A 19,491-nucleotide genomic window follows, 5' to 3' on the forward strand; every position below is an offset into this window, starting at 1 on the left:
CGACCGCACGGGTCGACTGCGGGGCTCGACGATGCGGCGCCCCGGCCCGTCCGTACCGCCCGATGTCCGGATGGTGGGATGTCCGGCGTCGGGCGGGCGGGCGATCGTCGGCTCTGGCGAGAGTGGGCAGCAGCCGGGCCGGACGGCCCGGAGGCATCCACGAGGGAGACGACATGACGACGACGATCGACGCAGCCACCACCACCGGCATCCCGGCGAAGCACGAGTCCGTGCCGGCCGCGCGCGGCATCTGGCGCGGCAAGCTGCACACCGACCTCACGTCGCGCCACTTCGAGTACGCCACCGGTGAGCCGGAGGCGATCGGCGGTACGGACCTCGCGCCGTCGCCGATGGACCTGTTCGTCGGCGGCACGGCCGGCTGCCTGTCCGTCGTCGTCGAGGTCGTCGCGGGCGAGCTCGGCATCAGCTTCGACGCGCTCGAGATCGACGTCGACGGCCACCTCGACACCCGCGGCTTCCTCGGCACCGCGGACGTGGCGCCGAACATCCAGGTCGTCGACGTCACGGTCCGCCTGACGACGTCCGCGACCGAGGAGCAGGTGGCCGAGCTCAAGGCCGCTGCGAGCCGGCGCTGCCCGGCGCTCGGGCTGTTCCGCGCCGCGAACCTCACGATCAACGAGGACTGGTTCGTCACCGCTGCGTGAGCGAGCGACCCCCGACGTCCGCCGGCCTCGTATCGTGCCTGGCATGACTGAGTCGATCAGGGTGGCGGTCGTCGGGGCCGCGGGACGCATGGGACAGAACGTCGTGGGCGCCGTCGGCGCCGCGGCCGACCTCGAGGTCGTGGCCGAGCTCGACGCCGGGGACGACGTGACGGCCGGGGTTCGCGAGGCCGACGCCGACGTCGCGGTGGAGTTCGCGGTGCCGAGCGTGAGCCGCGACAACGTCCGCTCGATCCTCGCGGGCGGCGCCCACGCTGTCGTCGGGACCACCGGCTGGACGGACGAGGCGCTGGCCGAGCTCGCGACGCACGTGGACGAGGTCAACGACTCCCGGGCCGCGGCGGGCGAGGAGCCCCTCGGCGTGCTCGTGGCGCCGAACTTCGCGCTCTCGGCGGTGCTCGCGATGTCGTTCGCCCGTCAGGCGGCGCCGTTCTTCGAGTCCGTCGAGGTGGTCGAGCTGCACCACCCGGACAAGGTCGACGCACCCTCGGGCACCGCGCTGACGACGGCACGCGGCATCGCCGCCGCCCGTCGCGAGGCGGGGGTCGCCGACTCCCCGGACGCCACCGAGACCGACCCGGACGGCGCGCGGGGTGCCGACGTCGACGGCGTGCACGTCCACGCGGTGCGGCTGCGCGGTCTCGTCGCGCACGAGGAGGTCCTCCTCGGCAACCCCGGCGAGCAGCTGACCATCCGGACCGACTCGTTCGACCGTGCGAGCTTCATGCCCGGCGTGCTGCTGGCCGTGCGCCAGATCGGTGGACGGCCCGGGCTCACCCGCGGCCTGGACGCGCTGCTCGACCTCTGAGAGGTCGGGCTCGTCGGGGCTACCGGTCTGCCGGCGGCGGTCGGCCCGCGCGGGGCGTCAGGCCTCGAGGGTCGGCCGGCGGCATGGTTCGCGGGGTGGTCGGCTGCTCGCCGAGCGAGGCCCACCACTCGTCCTGGACGGCCTCGGCGCTGCCGACGGGGATCTCCCGACGACGACCGGTCGGCGCGAAGCCCGCCGTGTCGAGGAAGCGCTGACGCGGCTCGTCGCCGCGCACCACCCAGGTCGCGAGCGCCGTCGCGCCCGAGTCGCGCGCGAGGTCGGCGCAGGCGGCGAGCAGCCGGGAGCCGTGCCCCACGCGCTCGTCGCCCGGGCGGATCTCGAGGGCGAGGATCTCCAGCAGCGTCCCGCGCCGGGCCGCCTCGAGAGCCTCGGAGGGCGCGGCGTCGTCGGTAGGAGCGGCGTGGTCGGCGGGCGTGGCGTGGCCGGAGGGTGCAGCCGGCGCCGCGTCGCCGACCTGAGCCGCACTCTCGGCGGGAGAGTCGTCCGCGGCACGCGCCTGAGCCGCACTCTCGGCGGATGCGGGGGGCGCCAGCTGCTCGGCCTCCTCGTCGGTGGCGGGCGCGACCGGGGCGATCGCCGCGAGCCCCACGATGTCCGTGCCGTCGAGCGCCGTGAGCACGTGGTGCCCCGGCTCGGTCACGGCGGCGGCGTCGGCCCAGGCCAGGCCGAGGTCGCCCGCGGCGATGACGGCGAGCGCGTCGTCGTCGGCGTCGATCCCGGCGCCCACGGCCAGGGCGGCGCGCATGGTGGTGGCGTGGATCGCGCCGAGCGCGTCGGCGTCGCCCGCCAGCGTGGGGCGCACGGAGACGTCGGGACCCCCGCGGGACGTCGTCGGCAGGCCCTCGGGCGTGCGGCCGGCCGCGAGGGAGGACAGGACGTCGTCGTGGTGGTCGCTCACCCGACCAGCCTAGGCAGACGAGGGGGCGGTGCCGGCACCCGAGCGCCGCACCACCGCGCCTCCGTCCCGCACCCCCGGGCCTCCGTCCCGCACCCCCGGGCCTCCGTCCCGCACCCCCGGGCCTCCGCGCCGGATCAGCGCGTGAGTGCCGCCGACAGCTCGTCCGCGTGCGCCCGGAGCCAGTCGGCGCGCCGCAGGATCTTCGATCCGACGTCCTCCTCGAACCACATCCGCGCCCAGCCGCCCCCGAGCCGCACGGCGCGGTCGTGCATCACCACGTGCGATCGCTCCGCCGTTGCGATCGCCACCTCGACGAGCCCCGCTCGTTCCTCGCCGAGGCCGTACGCGTCGACGAGCACCCGTCCCCGCTGCGCGGCGTCGACCTCCCGCACGGCCTCCGCGCGGTCGTCGACCGGCATCCATGCCGCCCACCACAGGAGCAGGTTGACCACCTCGTCGACCGGCCGTACCGGCGCGACGAGGTCGAAGTCGATGAGCGCGGACGCCCGCCCGTCCGTGAAGACGACGTTCTCCGGGGTGACGTCCCGGTGCCCGAGGAACGTCGCGGGGCGGAGGTCCGGCCCCGGGAGGACCGGCGCCGGAGCCAGGTCCGGGAGGCCGAGGGGGAGCATCGCGTCGTCGAGCCGCCGCACGAGGCGGGCCACGCTCACGCCCCGCTCCTCGTCCGCCACCCACGCCGGCCACGGTCGTCCCGCCACCTCGCCGTCGACGAAGTCGAGGATCTCGCGCCCACGGTCGTCGACGCCGTGCAGCCGCGGGGCACCGTCGAACCCGACGGCCTCGAGGTGGGTGAGTGCGGCGTGGACGAGCGGTGAGTGGGGGCCGACCGGGCGTCTTACCGTCCTCCCGACGCGCACGACGCCTACCGACACGTCGCCGCCCGTGAGCGGAACCTCCTCGTCCACCCCGGCACGGTAGCGCCCCGCCGTCGAGCGCTCCCGCCGCGCGCCGGACGGCGCGGGTACCGTGCCAGCATGACGATGCCGTACCACCCCTCGCGCAGCTTCGGCTCCGTGTCCGTCGCGATGGCGACGCCGTTCACCGCGGACGGAGAGATCGACGTCGACTCAGCCGTCGCCCTCGCCACCGCCCTCGTCGACGACGGCTGCGACGCCCTCGTCCTCAACGGCACGACGGGCGAGTCCCCGACGACGCACCAGCCCGAGAAGGACGCCCTCGTGTCCGCGGTGGTCGACGCCGTGGGGGACCGCGTGATGATCATCGGCGGCGCCGGGTCGAACGACACCGCCCACGCGGTGCGGATCGCGGAGGGGGCGGCCCGCTCCGGTGCGCAGGGCCTGCTCGTCGTGGCGCCGTACTACAACCGCCCCTCGCAGGAGGGCGTCTACCAGCACATCGTGGCCGTCACCGAGGCGACCGACCTGCCGGTCATGGTCTACGACATCCCCGGCCGCACGGGGGTCCGCCTCGAGGAGGCCACGCTCGACCGCCTCGCGGAGCACCCGCAGATCCTCGCCGTCAAGGACGCCACGGGCGACGTCCCGGCGGGCTTCGAGACGATGTCCCGCACCGGGCTCGAGTACTACTCCGGCGACGACGCGCTCAACTTCGCCTGGCTCGCCCACGGCGCGTCCGGGGTCGTCTCGGTGGTCGGCCACGTCGCCGCCGCCAGCTACGTCGAGATGGTCCGGGAGGTCGACGCCGGGGACCTGCCCGGTGCCCGCGCCGTCGCCGCCAGGCTCAAGCCGGTCGTCGCCGCGCTCATGGGTACGGGACAGGGCGCCGTGATGTCGAAGCACGCGAGCCACCTGCTCGGCCGCATCCCCGACCCCACGGTGCGCCTCCCGCTCGTGGCCGCCACCGAGGACGAGGTCGCCGAGCTCCGCGCCGTGCTCGAGGCCGAGGGGTACCTCGGCTCCTGATCGAGGCGACGGGGCCGGGGAAAGCGAGAAGACGCGCCCCCGCCCCGCCGGATTTGCCCCCGCGCGCGGGAGGGCGCTCCCCGGCCCCGCTGACTGTGCCCCGGCCGCTCGCCCGGGGAGCCGTGGTCAGTGCTTGACCGTGTACCCGGCGTCGACTGGGAGCGTGATCCCGGTGACGTACCGCGCCTTGTCGGACACGAGGTAGACGATGGCGTTCGAGACGTCGACCGGCTCGATGACGCCGACCTCCCGCATGAGGTTCGCGCGGTCGGTGGCGAAGCCCCACCGCTCGAGCGTCTTGGGCACGCTGTCCATCAGCGCCTCCGCCATCGGCGAGTTGACCCCGGTCGGGACGACGACGTTGACGCGCACGTGCTCCGGCGCGAGCTCGACCGCGAGCGTCTTCGCCAGCGAGATGATGCCGGCCTTGGCCGCGCCGTAGTGGCCCCACGACGGCGAGGCCCGCAGGCCGTCCGTCGACGACGTGATGACGATCGAGCCCCCGCCGCCGTCGACGAGGTGCGGGATCATCGCCCGCACGGTCTTGAAGACGCCGGTGAGGTTGACGTCGATCATCCGGTGCCAGTCGTCGTCGGCGATCGTGTAGGTGTCGGGCAGGACCTGGTGGACGGCGGCGTTGGCGAGCACGATGTCGATCCGGCCGAAGGTCTCGATCGCCGCGTCGGCGACGCGCTGCATGTCCTCGGTGCTGCGGACGTCCGCGGTCACGCCGACGATGCGGCGGTCGAGCGCCTCGACCTGCCGGACGGTCTCCGCGATGTCCTCCTCGGTCGCGAGGCCGTAGGTCAGCCCCTCGATCGGCGCGCCGATGTCGGCGATGACGATGTCCGCCCCCTCCTTCGCGAGCTCGATCGCGTGGGAGCGGCCCTGACCCCGTCCTCCGCCCGTGATGACCGCGACCTTGCCGTCCAGCATGCCCATGGCGTTCCTCCGATGTCGTCGTCGACCGGGTGCGAGCCACCCGGAAGGTGTCTCACACGCTAGCCCGGGTATTGAGGCACGGGGTGCCGTTTCGTCCTCGGCTCAGAGCTCGGCGGTGACGTAGCGCTGGAAGGTGGGGGCGAGCCAGCGCACGACGTCGTCGCGGTCGGCCGACGCGAGCGGCTCCACCCGGGCCACGAGCCGGACCATGGCGAGACCGATCACCTGGGTGGCCACGAGGCTCGCCCGCAGCCGAGCCTCCTCCTCCGGTGCTCCGAGCCGGACGAGCAGCGGCACGACCTGGGCGGACATCACGTCGACGAGCCGCGCGCGGGCCGGCTCGTGGGCCACGGCGGAGCGCACGAGGACGACGAGGACGTCGTCGGCCTCCCACCGCCGCAGGACGTTGCGGGTGATGAACTCCCCGACCCCGTCGAGGTCCGCCGGCAGGTCGTCGGCGCCGATGCCCAGCTCGACGTCGACGGTCGCCGCGAACAGGTCCTCCTTCGACCCGAAGCTGCGGATGACGACGGCGGGGTCGACCCCGGCGCGCGTGGCGATCGCCCGGATCGTCGCGCGGTCGTACCCCTGCTCGGCGAAGAGCTCCCGCGCGGCGGCGCGGATCCTCTCGCGGTTCTCCTCGGCGGTGCGGCGGGCCATGCCCCGATCGTACGTCAACGCGTGTTGACCGAACGCGGCCCCGCGAGTACGTTCGGATCAACAAGTGTTGATCAATGGGAGGTGCGCGATGGGCAGGCACGTGGAACGCGGGGACGCGGGGCCGCCGCGCGGAGGTGCGGCGGACGACGGGCCTGCGGACGAGAGAGCGGCGGACGCGGGAGCGGCGCGCGGTCCGGGAGCTCCCGCAGGATCAAGACACGGGCGGCCGGCGCCGGGCGACGTCGTCGTCGAGGCCCGAGGCGTCTCGGTGACCAGGGGCGGCCGCGAGGTGCTGCGCGGGATCGACCTCGAGCTGCGCGCCGGCGAGATTCTCGGCCTGCTCGGCCCCTCGGGCGGCGGGAAGTCCACCCTCATGCGGGCGGTCGTCGGGGTCCAGCGGCGAGTCGCGGGGCACCTGACCGTGCTCGGCCGGCCCGCCGGGAGCGCCGCCGTGCGGGGGCGGGTCGGCTACGTCACCCAGGCGCCGTCCGTCTACGACGACATCACGGCGGGGGAGAACCTCGCGTTCTTCGCGTCGGTGCTGGGCGTGGGCCAGGGCGCCGTCGAGCGGGCGCTCGCGGCCGTCGACCTCACCGGCGCGGCCGAGCAGGTCGTCGGTTCGATGTCCGGCGGCCAGCGCGGCCGGGTCTCACTCGCCACGGCGCTGCTCGCCGACCCACCGGTCCTCGTCCTCGACGAACCGACCGTCGGGCTGGACCCCGTGCTGCGCCGCTCGCTGTGGGGAACCTTCCGGGAGCTCGCGGCCGTGGGCGCCGGCGTCCTCGTCTCGAGCCACGTGATGGACGAGGCGGAGCGGTGCGACCGTATCGCCCTCGTCCGCGAGGGTCGCCTGCTCGCGACCGGGACCCCCGCCGACCTCCTCGAGCGCACGGGCACCCGGTCGGTCGAGGACGCCTTCCTCGCGCTCGTCGAGGAGGCGGCGGCATGACACCGAGGACCACGTTCGCCGTCGCCCGCCGGGTGCTCGCCCAGCTGCGGCGCGACCCGCGCACGGTCGCCCTCATGCTGCTCGTCCCGTGCCTCCTGCTCACCCTCCTGTGGTGGGTGTTCGGCGAGGTCGGGGACGGGACCACCTTCCAGCGCCTCGGTCCGGCCCTCATCGCGATCATGCCGTTCGTCGTCATGTTCGTCGTCACGTCGGTGACGATGCTGCGCGAGCGCACCGCCGGCACCCTCGAACGCCTTCTCGCCATGCCCACGGGCCGCGGCGACCTCCTCCTCGGTTACGCGGTCGCGTTCCTCACCGTCTGCGTCGTCCAGGCCGGGCTCGTCATCGCGCTGTCGGTGGGGCTCCTCGGGCTCGACGTCGGCGGACCGCTCTGGGCGCTCGTCGTCGTCGCGCTCGTCGACGCCTTTCTCGGCACCGCGCTCGGGCTGTCCGTCTCCGCGTTCGCGCGCACCGAGTTCCAGGCCGTCCAGTTCATGCCGGCGCTCATCTTCCCGCAGATGCTGCTGTGCGGGCTGTTCGTGCCGCGCGACGCGATGCCGCGGGCCGCGGAGCTGGTCTCCGACGTCCTGCCGATGTCCTACGCGGTGGACGCGATGAACGGGGTGCGTTCGGGCACGTCGGGCGCGGTCGCCGAGGGCACGTGGGCCGACCTCGCGGTGGTCGGGGGCTTCGCCGTCGTCGTCCTCCTGCTCGGCACGCTGACGCTCCGCAGGCGAACGGACTGAGGTCGGGCGCGGAGAGTGGGAGGATGACCCCGTGAGCAATCCCCATCCTGAGCTGTCCACGCCCCCCGCCCTCGCGAAGGGCACCATGCGCATCGTGCCCCTGGGCGGGCTCGGCGAGGTCGGCCGCAACATGACCGTCTTCGAGTACGACGGCAAGCTGCTGATCGTCGACTGCGGCGTCCTGTTCCCCGAGGAGCACCAGCCCGGCGTCGACGTCATCCTCCCGGACTTCGGCTACATCGAGGACCGGATGGACGACGTCGTGGGCGTGGTCCTCACGCACGGCCACGAGGACCACATCGGCGCCGTGCCCTACCTCCTGCGCCTGCGCAAGGACATCCCGCTGCTCGGCTCGCGCCTCACGCTGGCCTTCATCGAGGCCAAGCTGCGCGAGCACCGCCTCACGCCGGTCCTCGAGGTCGTCGCCGAGGACGAGCGGGTGACCAAGGGCCCGTTCGACCTCGAGTTCGTCGCCGTCAACCACTCGATCCCCGACGCGCTGGCCGTGATGATCCGCACCGGCGCCGGCTCCGTCCTGCACACCGGCGACTTCAAGATGGACCAGCTCCCGCTCGACGGTCGGATCACCGACCTGCGCGCCTTCGCGCGGCTCGGGACCGAGGGCGTCGACCTGTTCATGACGGACTCGACGAACGCCGAGGTCCCTGGGTTCACCGCCAACGAGCGGGACATCGGCGGCGTGCTCGACCAGGTGTTCGGGCAGGCCGAGGGCCAGATCGTCGTGGCCTCGTTCGCCAGCCACGTCCACCGCGTCCAGCAGGTCCTCGACGCCGCCGCCCTCCACCGCCGCAAGGTCGCCCTCATCGGCCGCTCGATGGTGCGCAACATGGGCATCGCCGCCGACCTCGGCTACCTCACGGTCCCGCCCGGGGTGCTCATCGACCAGAAGAACATCGACTCGATCCCGCCGCAGGACCGCGTGCTCATGGCCACGGGGTCGCAGGGCGAGCCGATGGCGGCCCTGTCCCGGATCGCCAACCGCAACCACAAGGTCGACGTCGGTCCCGGCGACACCGTGATCTTCGCGTCCTCCCTCATCCCGGGCAACGAGAACTCCGTGTTCCGGGTGATCAACGGGCTCATGCGCCTCGGAGCGAAGGTCGTCCACCAGTCCAACGCCAAGGTGCACGTCTCCGGGCACGCCTCCGCCGGCGAGCTCCTGTACTGCTACAACATCGTGCGGCCGAAGAACGTCATGCCCGTGCACGGCGAGATCCGCCACCTCGTGGCCAACGGGGCGCTCGCCGTCCGCACCGGGCTGCCCGCCGAGCGGGTCGTGCTCGCCGAGGACGGCGTCGTGGTCGACCTCGCCGACGGGCGCGCGCGGATCGCCGGCGCCGTCGAGTGTGGGTACGTCTACGTCGACGGCAGCTCGGTCGGTGAGGTCACCGAGACCGAGCTCAAGGACCGGCGCATCCTCGGCGAGGAGGGCTTCATCTCGATCTTCGCCGTCGTCGACCGCCAGCACGGCACCGTGGTCGCCGGGCCGGACATCGAGGCGCGCGGCATGGCCGAGGACGCCGGCGTGTTCGACGACATCCTCCCCGACGTCACGGCCGCCCTCGAGGAGGTCGCCGGCCGCGGGAACGCCGACACGCACCAGATGCAGCAGGCCATGCGCCGCGTGGTGGGCCGCTGGGCGTCGCGCCGCCTGCGCCGCTCGCCGATGATCCTGCCGACGGTCGTCGAGGTCTGAGCCGCCGCGTCGGGGCCCGTCTCGGGCCCCGACGACGAAGGGCCGGGTTCATCGAGATTGCGGTTGGGGCCCCAACCGCAATCTCGACGAGCACCAACCGCAATCTCGACGAGCACCAACCGCAATCTCGACGACGAGCGGGGCTGTCAGCGCGGCAGGCAGGCCGTCGCGATGCGGTCGACGATCTCGGTGAGGATCGCCTCGCTGGTGGCCAGGGTGAGCCGGACGTGGCCGGCCGCGGCGACGCCGAAGCTCGGACCGTCGCCCGGCAGCACTCCGTGCTCGCGCAGCCGGAGGGCGGGGGAGTCGCCGAGGCCGTAGGCGCGCAGGTCGACCCACCCGAGGTAGGTGCCCTCGGCCGGGGCGACGACGGCCTCGGGCAGCCGCTCGGCGACGAGCCGGGCGAGCAGGTCGTGCCGCGAGTCGATCGTCGCGTTGAGGCCGGCGAGCCAGTCGTCGGCGTCGGTGTAGGCCGCGGTCACCGCGAGGACGCCCGGCGTCGAGCACTCCTTGGGCAGGTGCGCCGCGTGGGTGTCCCATCCGCGCGCCGCCTCGGGGGTCGAGGCGATCAGCTGGGCGCACCTCAGCCCCGGCAGGTTGAACGACTTCGACGCCGAGGTGGCCGTCACCGAGTGCGCCGCCGCCACGGGGGAGAGGCTCGCGTACGGGACGTGCACGTGACCGGGGCGCACGAGCGAGGCGTGGATCTCGTCCGCGAACACCGTCGCGCCGCTCCTGTCGACGACCTCGGCCAGCGCCTCGAGCTCGGCGCGCGTGTGCACGCGGCCGGTCGGGTTCTGGGGGTTGCACAGGACGAACAGGTCGCCGGGCCTGAGCGTGGCCCAGATCGCGTCGAGGTCGAGGACGTGGCTCGCCCCGTCGCGGGTCATCGGGACCTCGACCAGCTCGACGTCCCGCCGCTCGGCGACGGCGAAGAACATCGGGTAGGCGGGCGTGGGCAGCACGACGCGGGCGCCGGCGGGCAGGCGCCGGATGAGCTCGTGCATCGCGGACAGGACGTCGGGCAGCAGGCGGACCTGGTCGGGGTCGATCTCGACGCCGTGCTGGCGCGTGCGGAAGGCCGCGGTCGCCTCGACGCAGTCGGCGATGAGCCCGGGCGAGAGGTAGCCGAACAGCTGGGCGTCCACCGCCCGGTGCAGGGCCTCGACGACCGCCGGGGCCGTGCCGAGGTCGGACTCGGCGATGAACGAGCCGTACGCCTCGGCGTCCGGCTGCCACGAGACGCGTCCGCGCAGCGCCCGCAGCGCGGCGACCTCGGCGGCGTGCCCGGCGGTGGCCGCGTCGTTCGTCGTCGTCGGGCTCGTCCCGGCGGTCGTCCGTCCCACAGTCACGCGTCACTCCTCATCGGTCGGCCAACGGTGCGATGGTGTCGAGCGCACGCTCGAACCTCGCCACATTGTCCTCCTCGCTGCCGATGATCACCCGGTCGATCTCGAACATGACCAGACCGTGGACGAACGCGCAGACGGTGACCGCGGTCTCGAAGACCTCGTCCTTCGGCGCGTCCGGCGGGCTGAGCCGGCGCACGGCACGCAGGGTCGAGCGCAGACCGTTGACGCCGGACAGGTCGAGGTCGCCGCGCCGGGCCGCCACCACGCCGAACGCCCGGTACATGTGCGGCATGTCGAGGGCCGCGCGCCGGTAGGCGAGAAAGAGCTCCCGGATGTCCTCGCGGGGGTCGTCGTGGACGGGCCGGGCCTCGATGTGCGCCCGGAACTCCTCGAGCCCCCGCGCCGCCACCTCCTCGATGAGGCTGTCGCGCGAGCCGAACAGGGCGTACACGCCCGCCGTCGTCGTGCCCGCCTGGGCCGCCACCGCGCGGATCGAGACCGCGAGCTCGCCGCCCTCCGACAACGCTCGCCCGGCGGCCTCGAGCAGGTCGTTCCGGAGCGCGTCGTCGTAGGGGCGTGGCCGAGGCATGGACGCAGGGTAGGTCGGTGGGCGCCGGCGCGCGGGCCGACCGGGCGGGGAGGTCGATCCGTGCACGCGGGCGCCGGGAGCAGGAACGGTGTGATCCGGGGCGGCCCGGCGCGCATCTCTCGGGCCCCGCGCGTTCCGGCGGCTATCGTGGCCCCCGATGGCTACCCGTGCGACTTCCCCCTCACGGCCGGCCCCGGCGGCACGCGGTGCGTCCTCCTCGCCGGCGCGTCCCACGCGCCCGCGCGGCGGTGCATCCGGCTCGAAGGGGTCGGCGAGCTCGTCGCGCGGCGGCGGCAACGACAAGAGACCGACCGGCAAGGGAGGCGGCGTGCGAGGCACCGACGACGGCTCGTCGGGCGGACGCGGCTCGCGCGGCAGCATCCCGTCGGGGTTCCGCAACGACGCCATCGCCCTCGGCCTGCTGGCGCTCGCGATCGTCATCGCCCTGCGCGAGTGGTTCGGCCTCTCCGGCCTCGCGGGCGTCCTCATCCACCACGCGGTGGCCGGCCTGGTCGGGGTGCTCGGCCGGCTCGTGCCGATCGTCCTCGTCGTCCTCGCCGTGCAGCTGTGGCGGGAGGACCCCGAGGATCCCGACGACGACGTGCGACCCCACGTCATCATCGGCGTGACGATCCTCGGGCTCGCCGTGGCTGCCTGCATCCACATCTTCGCCGGCTCGCCGTCCCCGATGGACGCGTTCTCCGACGTCGAGGACGCCGGGGGGCTCGTGGGCTGGGTGCTCGGCACGCCGCTCAACGCGCTGCTCTCCCCGTGGGGCGCGATCCCTGTCCTCGTGCTGTTCGGCCTGTTCGGGGCGCTCGTGCTCACCGGGACGCCGATCCGCGCGCTGCCCGAGAAGGCCCGGCGCGCCGGCGCCTGGATCTCGGGCCACACCCCGGCGGTCCGCCGCGGCGCCGAGGACGGGGACGACGACGAGGAACCCGGCTCCGGACCGCGCGGACGTCGCAAGGGGCGCGGCGCCGACCGCACCGAGATGCTCGACCGGTACGCCGGTGACGACGCCTTCGACCAGGCGGCCGAGGTCGGGCCCGGTCCCGCCGCCGGTCGCGGCCGGGGGACGGCTGCCGGGCGAGGTTCCGGGGCTGCGGCAGGGAGCGACGCCGGGTACGACGACGAGGCAGACACCGCACCCCGCCGCGCGAACGCCCGCCGCGTGCGCCGGCCCAGCCCGCACGACGTGGCCGTGGCCGCCTCCGAGCCGACCGGCGCCGCGGACCCCGCCGCCGACGCCGAGGGCGTGACGACCGCCGCCGGGCTCGCGGCGCGCGGCGGCGCGGGTGCGGCCGGTGCCGCCGGAGCGGGCGGCGACGGTGCGGACGCCGACGGCCCCGAGGCACCGCCGACCCGCACCCTGCCCGCGAGCGGCGAGCAGCTCACCCTGCCCGACGGCGACTACGAGCTCCCCGAGGAGTCCCTCCTCGAGCAGGGCCCGCCCCACAAGGTCCGCTCCGCGGCCAACGATCAGGTCGTCGACGCGCTCACGCAGGTGCTCGACGAGTTCGGCGTCGACGCCTCCGTCACCGGGTTCTCCCGGGGGCCGACGGTCACGCGGTACGTGCTCGAGCTCGGCCCCGGCGTCAAGGTCGAGCGCATCACCGCGCTGTCCCGCAACATCGCCTACGCCGTGGCCAGCGCCGACGTCCGGATCCTCTCGCCGATCCCCGGCAAGTCCGCGATCGGCGTCGAGATCCCCAACACCGACCGTGAGTCCGTCGCCCTGGGCGACGTGCTCCGTTCCGCGGTCGCGCGGGCGAGCGACCACCCGCTGATCGTCGGCGTCGGCAAGGACGTCGAGGGCGGCTACGTGGTCGCGAACCTCGCGAAGATGCCGCACATGCTCGTGGCCGGTGCCACCGGGTCCGGCAAGTCGAGCTTCATCAACTCGATGATCACCTCGGTGATGATGCGCGCGACGCCGGAGCAGGTCCGCCTCGTCCTGGTGGACCCCAAGCGGGTCGAGCTGACGATCTACGAGGGCATCCCGCACCTCGTCACCCCGATCATCACCAACCCGAAGAAGGCCGCCGAGGCCCTCGAGTGGGTCGTGCGCGAGATGGACATGCGCTACGACGACCTCTCGACATACGGGTACAAGCACATCGACGACTTCAACGCGGCCGTGCGCGCCGGCAAGGTGAACCCGCCGCCCGGGAGCGAGCGGGTCGTCTCGCCCTACCCGTACCTGCTGGTCGTCGTCGACGAGCTGGCGGACCTCATGATGGTCGCCCCGCGCGACGTCGAGGCCTCGATCCAGCGGATCACCCAGCTCGCGCGCGCCGCCGGCATCCACCTCGTGCTCGCCACGCAGCGGCCGAGCGTCGACGTCGTCACCGGACTCATCAAGGCCAACGTGCCCAGCCGCCTCGCGTTCGCCACGTCCTCGCTCGCCGACTCCCGCGTGGTCCTCGACCAGCCGGGCGCCGAGAAGCTCATCGGCCAGGGCGACGCCCTGTTCCTGCCCATGGGCGCGAGCAAGACGATGCGCGTCCAGGGGTCGTGGGTGGGCGAGAGCGAGATCCACCAGGTCGTCGAGCACGTGAAGTCCCAGGCGGACCCCGTCTTCCGCGAGGACGTCACCGCGCCGGTGGCCAAGAAGCAGGTCGACGAGGACATCGGCGACGACCTCGACCTGCTCCTCCAGGCCGCCGAGCTCGTGGTGACCAGCCAGTTCGGGTCGACCTCGATGCTCCAGCGCAAGCTGCGCGTCGGGTTCGCCAAGGCCGGGCGCCTCATGGACCTGCTCGAGTCGCGCGAGATCGTCGGCCCCTCCGAGGGGTCCAAGGCCCGCGACGTCCTCGTCCAGCCCGACGACCTGCCCGGGACTCTTGCCATGCTCCGCGGGGAGGACGCGCCCGCCCCGCAGGGTGGGGGTGCCGGCGAGGTCGGCGTGGCCGGCGGCGGTGACGTCCCGTTCGACGCGGCCGCTGCGGCGGGCGAGGGGCAGACCGAGGTCGTGGCGCCTCCGCGGTGGGACGACTACGGCGACGACGAGGGGTCCGGCGAGGACGCCTGGGAGCTGACCGACCGGCGCTGAGCGGCTGCCGGGCGGTGCCCGGAGCGGCTGCTCAAGGTAGCGTAGGAGTCCTGCTCAAGGTAGCGTAGAAGTCCTGCTCAAGGTAGCGTAGGTGCGTGGAGTACACGCGACGGACGGTCGATGCCGAGCTGGACGAGTTGATGACGCTCGCTCCGGCGATCGCCATCGACGGGCCGAAAGCGGTCGGCAAGTCGGCAACCGCGACCAGGCGGGCCGATCACAGCTGGTTCCTCGACGACCCCGACCAGCGCGAGCTCGTGGCGGCTGATCTCGGGTTGGACGGAGCTCCGTCGGGCACGTTGCTGCTCGACGAGTGGCAGCGACTCCCTGCGGTCTGGGACTCGGTGCGGCGAAAGGTCGACGGTGGTGCTCCGCCCGGGCGTTTCCTTCTCACGGGCAGCGCGTCACTCGATCCTGCCTCGTCCGTGCACAGTGGCGCGGGCCGGTTCATCTCCTTGCGCATGCGACCGATGGCTCTGCACGAGCGTTGGTCGGATGCTCCGACGGTGAGCCTGCGCGCACTCCTCTCGGGTACGGCGGGCGTCCTCTCCGGCGCGACCGATCGCGTACTGCCCGACTACCTCGGTGCCATCGTCGAGAGTGGATTCCCTGGAATTCGTCGAGGCGCGGAGCGACTGCGGCGGGCCCGGCTCGAGGAGTATCTCGACCTCGTCGTCGAACGTGACCTGCCGGAGCTCGGCCATACGGTGCGGCGGCCGGCGACCCTGCGACGCTGGCTCTCCGCGTATGCCGCTGCGTCGTCGACGACCAGCAGCTACTCCGCGATCCTCGACGCGGTGACGGCGGGCGACGGGAGTCAACCCGCGAAGACCACAACCATCGCGTACCGCGAGATGCTGACGCGGCTGTGGCTGCTCGACCCGGTTTCGGGCTGGACGCACAGCCGTCGGCCGCTGAGTCGTGTCCAGCAGGCGCCGAAGCATCAGCTCGCCGACCCGGCTCTCGCTGCCCGACTGCTCGGGCTGACCGCCAGCTCGCTCGGGAGTGGTGCCGGCGCGAGCATGGCCGGGCCGCTGTTCGAGTCGCTCGCCACGCTCGGCGTGCGGGTCGCGGCGCAGGCTGCCGAGGCTCGTGTCGGGCACCTGCGCACCCGGAACGGGGACCGGGAGGTCGACCTTGTCGTCGAAGGGACGGACGGGCAGGTCGTCGGGATCGAGGTCAAGCTGTCCTCCTCGGTGGCGGACACCGACGTCCGGCACCTCCTCTGGCTGCGGGACCAGCTGCCGGAGGACGTCGTGGACCTCGTCGTGCTGACGACGGGACGGCAGGCGTACCGCCGCCGGGACGGTGTCGCCGTCGTGCCGCTCGCCCTGCTCGGTGCCTGACCTGCTCAGGACTCGCGGTCGACGACGACGATCCGCACGTCGTGCAGGATGCCGCCCTCGACGACGGCCGTCATCAGCGTGCAGTCCGGCTGACGCCGGCGGTCGGTGGGCGAGCCGGGGTTGAGGAGGCGGATGCCGCCCGGCGTCGTCGTGTCCCAGGGGATGTGGCTGTGCCCAAACACGAGGACGTCCGGGGGGTCGTCCGCGAACGCGGCGTCCGCGCGGCGCTCGCGGCCCTGGGCGGCGCCCGTCTCGTGGACGACGGCGAGGCGCAGCCCCTCGACGTCGGCGCGCGCGACCTCGGGGAGCCGGGCGCGGAGCTCGTCGCCGTCGTTGTTGCCGTGGACGGCCAGCAGCCGGGCGGAGCGCTCCTCGAACGCGTCCAGCGTGGCGGCGTCGACCCAGTCGCCGGCGTGGACGACGACGTCGGCCCGCTCGACCTCGCGCCACACGTCACCGGGGATCCGGCGCGCCCGGGCGGGCACGTGGGTATCGGCGACGAGCACGAGGCGCGTGGTCAAGGTCAGCTGCGGGGCTCGACCCGCGGGGGCTCGCCGGTCGGCTCGGCCGGGGTGTCGAACGAGGCCGGCTCGTCGCCCATGAGCTCGTCGAGCCACGAGTTGTACGACTCGATCTGGGCGGGGTCCCAGGCGGTCGTCGTCGGGTCCTCCAGCGCGGCGTGCAGCGGCACGAGGCCGTAGTCGCCGTTGGAGTCCATCACCGTGCCCATCCACTCGACGGAGTCCACGCGGGCCGGCCCCTCGGCGGGCACCGTGATCGTCGCCTGCGTCATGAGGCCCACGGCGGTCTCCATGATCGTCGAGCTGCCCGGCTGCTGGCTGGCCAGCGAGTTGCCCATCGACCAGACGACCCACATGCCCTGCCCGTCGACGCCGCCCTCGAGCTGCTCGATCGGCTGCGGCGTGTGGGGGTGCGAGCCGAGGACGAGGTCGATCTCGCCGGAGTCCGCGAGGCGCTGGGCGGCGTCCTGCTGGTAGGCGCTCGGGGCGAACGTGTACTCGTCGCCCCAGTGCATCGAGGCGACGACGACGTCGGCTCCCGCCTCCCGCGCGGCGATCGCCTGGTCGACGATCGGCTCGTCGTCGATGAGGTCGACGAGGTGCGGCTCGGCCACGGGGATGCCGTTCGTCGAGTACGTCGCCGCGAGGTGGGCGACCGTGACCTCGCGGCCGTCGCGCTCGAGCACGTACATCTGGGGCGTGGCCTGCTCCTCGGGGGTGCGGGCCGTGCCGGCGTAGCCGAGGCCGTGCTCCTCCATCACCTCGATGGTGCGGATGACGCCGTCGGTCTGCTGGTCCACGGAGTGGTTCGTCGCCGTCGAGCAGCCGTCGTACCCGGCGCGTCCGAGCAGCGGGACGATGTCCTCCGGCGCGGCGAAGACGGGGTAGCCCGCCGGCTCGGCACCCTCCTGGGCGATCGGCACCTCGAGGTTGCACAGCGCGAGGTCGGCACCCTCGATGTAGGGGGCGACCGGCTCGATCATCGGCCAGTAGTCGTAGGAGCCGTCGTCCTGGATCGCCTCGGCGTTCATCAGGGGGTAGGTGATGACGTCGCCGGCTGCGGCGAGCGTGAAGGTGACGTCGTCGCCCGCCTGCGCGGCGTCGTCGGACGGGGTCTCGCCGCCCGACGCGCTCTCGCCGCCGGAACCGCCCGGGGCGTCGTCGCCCGAGCCGTCGCCGTCCTCCGCCGGCGCGCCGGGCGGGTCGTCGGCGGCAGGCTCCTCGGACTCGGAGCCGGACGCGAGGCGCATCGCGAGGACGACCAGGCCCACGGCGAGGGCGATCACGAGCACGACGACGAGCACGAGCTCGGCGGTCCGGGACAGACGAGGCATGTCCGAAGGGTGCCACGCCGAGCCGCCCGGGCGGGAGAGACGGGCGGTGGGGACCTACCCTGGGCGCATGACGACGCCTGCCCCCGGTGCCGCGCAGGCGCCCCTGTGGAACATCGCGAACATCCTCACGATGCTCCGGATCGTCCTCGTGCCGGTGTTCGTCGTGCTGTTCCTGAAGGACGGCGACGCGATGCGCTGGGCCGCCGCCGCGGTGTTCATCCTCGCCGCGATCACGGACAAGCTCGACGGCTACCTCGCGCGCTCGCGCAACCTCGTCACCGACTTCGGCAAGCTCGCCGACCCGATCGCCGACAAGACCCTGGTGGGGGCGGCGCTCATCCTGCTGTCGTGGGCGGGCGACCTGCCGTGGGTCATCACGATCGTCATCCTCGTGCGCGAGCTGGCCGTCACCGTGCTGCGGGACGTCATGCGGCGCCGCGAGGTCGTCATGCCGGCCTCCCAGGGCGGGAAGCTGAAGACCGTCCTCCAGCTCGTGTTCCTGTCGATGATGCTCGTGCCCTGGGTGTCGTTCCTCCCGGAGTCCGCGGCCGACTCGATCGTCACCGTCGCCCTCGTCATCGCCTGGGCCGCCATGGGCGTGGCGCTCGTGACCGGCGTCCAGTACTTCGTGGCCGCCGCGCGGGCGATCCGCGAGGCGCGGGACACGGGCGCGGGAGCCGGACCTCGTGCCGGCGCGTGACAGACCGGTGCCGGACTCGGCGCCCGGTTCGCCCCGGGCCGGCTCCGTGGCCGACCCGACCGGACCTCTCGTGCCGGGCGTTGCTCCCGACCCGAGCGGACCTCTCGTGCTGCCCGCGGCACCCGACCCGCTCGGCCCGCTCGTCGCGGCGCTCGCCGGGCGCGGGCTGCGGATCGGCGTGGCCGAGTCCCTGACGGCGGGCGCACTTGCCGCCCGGCTCGCCGCCGTGCCCGGCGTGTCCGCGGTGCTCCGCGGGGGAGTGGTCGCCTACGCGAGCGACCTCAAGATCGCCCTGCTCGACGTCGACGGCGACCTCCTCGCCGCCGGCGGACCCGTCCAGGCCGAGGTCGCGGCGCAGATGGCCCGCGGTGCGGCACGGGTGCTGGGGGCCGAGATCGGGCTCGCCACCACCGGCGTGGCGGGACCCGGACCCGCCGACGGGAACCCGGCCGGCACCTTCCACGTGGCCTGCGCCGGGCCGGCGGGCGTGCGGACGCGCTCGTGGCTGGTCGCCGGGACGCGCCCAGCTGTTCGCGCGGCTGCGGTCGACGCGGCGCTCGCGCTGCTGGCGGACGTCGTCGCCGAGGTCGAGCCCTAGGCGGAGATCCGGACGTCGGCCGGGCCCGGTCGGTCCGTGCTCGACTGCGGGCCGCGTCCGCGCTCGACGGCCGTCCACATGCGCGTCCGGGGGCGGGCCGCATACGTGTCCGGTGGGCGGGAACAGATCCGACCCGGACGGTGTTGTGCCCGGTGATGATGCCCTCGACGAACATCGCCCGACCCATCGGTCCGCCCGACAGGCGGGACGACCCCCGCCCCGGTTCCCGCCAGGCGCCCCGCGCCAGGTACCGTATCTCCACACCCGTCGTCGACGAGACGACGACCGAGCCCGACGAGAGGGGGACCCCCGTGCTGCTGCGCAACGTGATCGGCGACGTGCTCCGCGAGGTCCGTCAGCGTCAGGGCCGCACCCTGCGCGAGGTGTCCTCGGACGCCAAGGTCTCGCTCGGCTACCTCTCCGAGGTGGAGCGCGGGCAGAAGGAGGCCTCCTCCGAGCTGCTCGCCTCGATCTCCGAGGCTCTCAACACCCCGCTGAGCCACATCATGCGCGTGGTCTCCGGCCGCCTCGCGGCCCACGAGCCCGTGCGCGTCCCGGACACCGTGCCGGACGAGTTCCTCGACGAGCTCGCGCCCGCCGCGCCGTGATCCGCTGAGGCCGGTCGGCCGGCTGCACTCCTCGACGACGCCCTCGCCCTCGCGGCGGGG

Annotated in this window: 19 protein-coding genes; 11 read left to right on the top strand and 8 right to left on the bottom strand. The window is 73.8% G+C overall.

Annotated features, from left to right (window positions below; genetic code table 11):
• Window positions 1–173 precede the first annotated feature (173 nt).
• Complete coding sequence (locus ACPYO6_RS00875) at window positions 174–665, top strand: OsmC family protein (RefSeq protein WP_425712993.1); 492 nt, start codon at window positions 174–176, stop codon at window positions 663–665.
• Window positions 666–708: 43 nt separating this feature from the next.
• Entirely contained in the window at window positions 709–1,491 is a 783-nt protein-coding gene (gene dapB, locus ACPYO6_RS00880) for a 4-hydroxy-tetrahydrodipicolinate reductase (protein WP_425712994.1), read from the top strand.
• A 19-nt stretch (window positions 1,492–1,510) separates the two neighbouring features.
• Here dapB and ACPYO6_RS00885 read toward each other — a convergent pair whose 3' ends face one another.
• The gene (locus ACPYO6_RS00885; RefSeq protein ID WP_425712995.1) at window positions 1,511–2,410 is read right to left on the bottom strand and encodes a GNAT family N-acetyltransferase; all 900 of its coding nucleotides are present in this window, start codon (window positions 2,408–2,410) and stop codon (window positions 1,511–1,513) included.
• 134 nt (window positions 2,411–2,544) lie between these two features.
• A complete protein-coding gene (locus ACPYO6_RS00890) occupies window positions 2,545–3,336 on the bottom strand; it encodes an aminoglycoside phosphotransferase family protein (protein ID WP_425712996.1) in 792 nt (263 codons plus the stop codon).
• Between the two features lie 69 nt (window positions 3,337–3,405).
• Here ACPYO6_RS00890 and dapA point away from each other — a divergent pair, with 69 nt between their 5' ends.
• On the top strand, window positions 3,406–4,314 hold the full coding sequence (gene dapA / locus ACPYO6_RS00895) for a 4-hydroxy-tetrahydrodipicolinate synthase (RefSeq protein WP_425712997.1): 909 nt from the start codon (window positions 3,406–3,408) through the stop codon (window positions 4,312–4,314).
• 126 nt (window positions 4,315–4,440) lie between these two features.
• On the opposite strand, the gene ACPYO6_RS00900 is transcribed toward dapA, so the two are convergent.
• Window positions 4,441–5,256, bottom strand: a complete 816-nt coding sequence (locus ACPYO6_RS00900) for a mycofactocin-coupled SDR family oxidoreductase (protein ID WP_425712998.1) — start codon at window positions 5,254–5,256, stop codon at window positions 4,441–4,443.
• A gap of 102 nt (window positions 5,257–5,358) precedes the next feature.
• Window positions 5,359–5,916 carry a TetR family transcriptional regulator gene (locus tag ACPYO6_RS00905; RefSeq protein WP_425712999.1) on the bottom strand — a complete coding sequence of 186 codons (558 nt, stop codon included), beginning with the start codon at window positions 5,914–5,916 and terminating at the stop codon, window positions 5,359–5,361.
• A 268-nt stretch (window positions 5,917–6,184) separates the two neighbouring features.
• Here ACPYO6_RS00905 and ACPYO6_RS00910 point away from each other — a divergent pair, with 268 nt between their 5' ends.
• From ACPYO6_RS00910 to ACPYO6_RS00920, 3 genes are read left to right on the top strand one after another with little or no spacing between them, the layout of a single operon-like run.
• Window positions 6,185–6,865 carry an ABC transporter ATP-binding protein gene (locus ACPYO6_RS00910; protein ID WP_425713000.1) on the top strand — a complete coding sequence of 227 codons (681 nt, stop codon included), beginning with the start codon at window positions 6,185–6,187 and terminating at the stop codon, window positions 6,863–6,865.
• On the top strand, window positions 6,862–7,611 hold the full coding sequence (locus ACPYO6_RS00915; RefSeq protein ID WP_425713001.1) for an ABC transporter permease: 750 nt from the start codon (window positions 6,862–6,864) through the stop codon (window positions 7,609–7,611). The genes ACPYO6_RS00910 and ACPYO6_RS00915 overlap by 4 nt, the downstream gene beginning before the upstream one ends.
• Before the next feature lie 31 nt (window positions 7,612–7,642).
• Window positions 7,643–9,328, top strand: a complete 1,686-nt coding sequence (locus ACPYO6_RS00920; RefSeq protein WP_425713002.1) for a ribonuclease J — start codon at window positions 7,643–7,645, stop codon at window positions 9,326–9,328.
• Between the two features lie 146 nt (window positions 9,329–9,474).
• Here ACPYO6_RS00920 and ACPYO6_RS00925 read toward each other — a convergent pair whose 3' ends face one another.
• Both ACPYO6_RS00925 and ACPYO6_RS00930 read right to left on the bottom strand, forming a co-directional pair.
• Entirely contained in the window at window positions 9,475–10,680 is a 1,206-nt protein-coding gene (locus ACPYO6_RS00925; protein WP_425713003.1) for a MalY/PatB family protein, read from the bottom strand.
• A 10-nt stretch (window positions 10,681–10,690) separates the two neighbouring features.
• Entirely contained in the window at window positions 10,691–11,269 is a 579-nt protein-coding gene (locus ACPYO6_RS00930; RefSeq protein ID WP_425713004.1) for a TetR/AcrR family transcriptional regulator, read from the bottom strand.
• 328 nt (window positions 11,270–11,597) lie between these two features.
• Between ACPYO6_RS00930 and ACPYO6_RS00935 the strand changes: the two genes are divergently transcribed.
• Together ACPYO6_RS00935 and ACPYO6_RS00940 are read left to right on the top strand one after the other, a co-directional pair.
• Complete coding sequence (locus ACPYO6_RS00935) at window positions 11,598–14,324, top strand: DNA translocase FtsK 4TM domain-containing protein (RefSeq protein ID WP_425713005.1); 2,727 nt, start codon at window positions 11,598–11,600, stop codon at window positions 14,322–14,324.
• Window positions 14,325–14,419: 95 nt separating this feature from the next.
• Window positions 14,420–15,670 (top strand): ATP-binding protein, encoded by a 1,251-nt coding sequence (locus ACPYO6_RS00940; protein WP_425713006.1) that lies wholly within the window; start codon window positions 14,420–14,422, stop codon window positions 15,668–15,670.
• Window positions 15,671–15,675: 5 nt separating this feature from the next.
• Here the strand turns inward: ACPYO6_RS00940 and ACPYO6_RS00945 are convergent, their stop codons facing one another.
• Window positions 15,676–16,191, bottom strand: coding sequence for a metallophosphoesterase family protein (locus ACPYO6_RS00945; RefSeq protein WP_425713007.1), 516 nt, complete (start codon window positions 16,189–16,191; stop codon window positions 15,676–15,678).
• Between the two features lie 2 nt (window positions 16,192–16,193).
• Window positions 16,194–17,525: a CapA family protein gene (locus tag ACPYO6_RS00950; protein ID WP_425713008.1), complete on the bottom strand. Its 1,332-nt coding sequence runs from the start codon at window positions 17,523–17,525 to the stop codon at window positions 16,194–16,196.
• A gap of 67 nt (window positions 17,526–17,592) precedes the next feature.
• On the opposite strand from ACPYO6_RS00950, the gene pgsA reads away from it, so the two are divergent.
• From pgsA to ACPYO6_RS00965, 3 genes are all read left to right on the top strand, one after another.
• Entirely contained in the window at window positions 17,593–18,225 is a 633-nt protein-coding gene (pgsA, locus tag ACPYO6_RS00955; protein ID WP_425713009.1) for a CDP-diacylglycerol--glycerol-3-phosphate 3-phosphatidyltransferase, read from the top strand.
• 106 nt (window positions 18,226–18,331) lie between these two features.
• Entirely contained in the window at window positions 18,332–18,823 is a 492-nt protein-coding gene (locus tag ACPYO6_RS00960; RefSeq protein ID WP_425713010.1) for a CinA family protein, read from the top strand.
• A gap of 155 nt (window positions 18,824–18,978) precedes the next feature.
• Window positions 18,979–19,431 carry a helix-turn-helix domain-containing protein gene (locus ACPYO6_RS00965; RefSeq protein ID WP_425713011.1) on the top strand — a complete coding sequence of 151 codons (453 nt, stop codon included), beginning with the start codon at window positions 18,979–18,981 and terminating at the stop codon, window positions 19,429–19,431.
• Window positions 19,432–19,491: the final 60 nt, after the last annotated feature.

It is taken from the genome of Georgenia sp. Z1344 (genome assembly GCF_049856295.1).
Taxonomy (GTDB): Bacteria; Actinomycetota; Actinomycetes; order Actinomycetales; family Actinomycetaceae; genus JB111.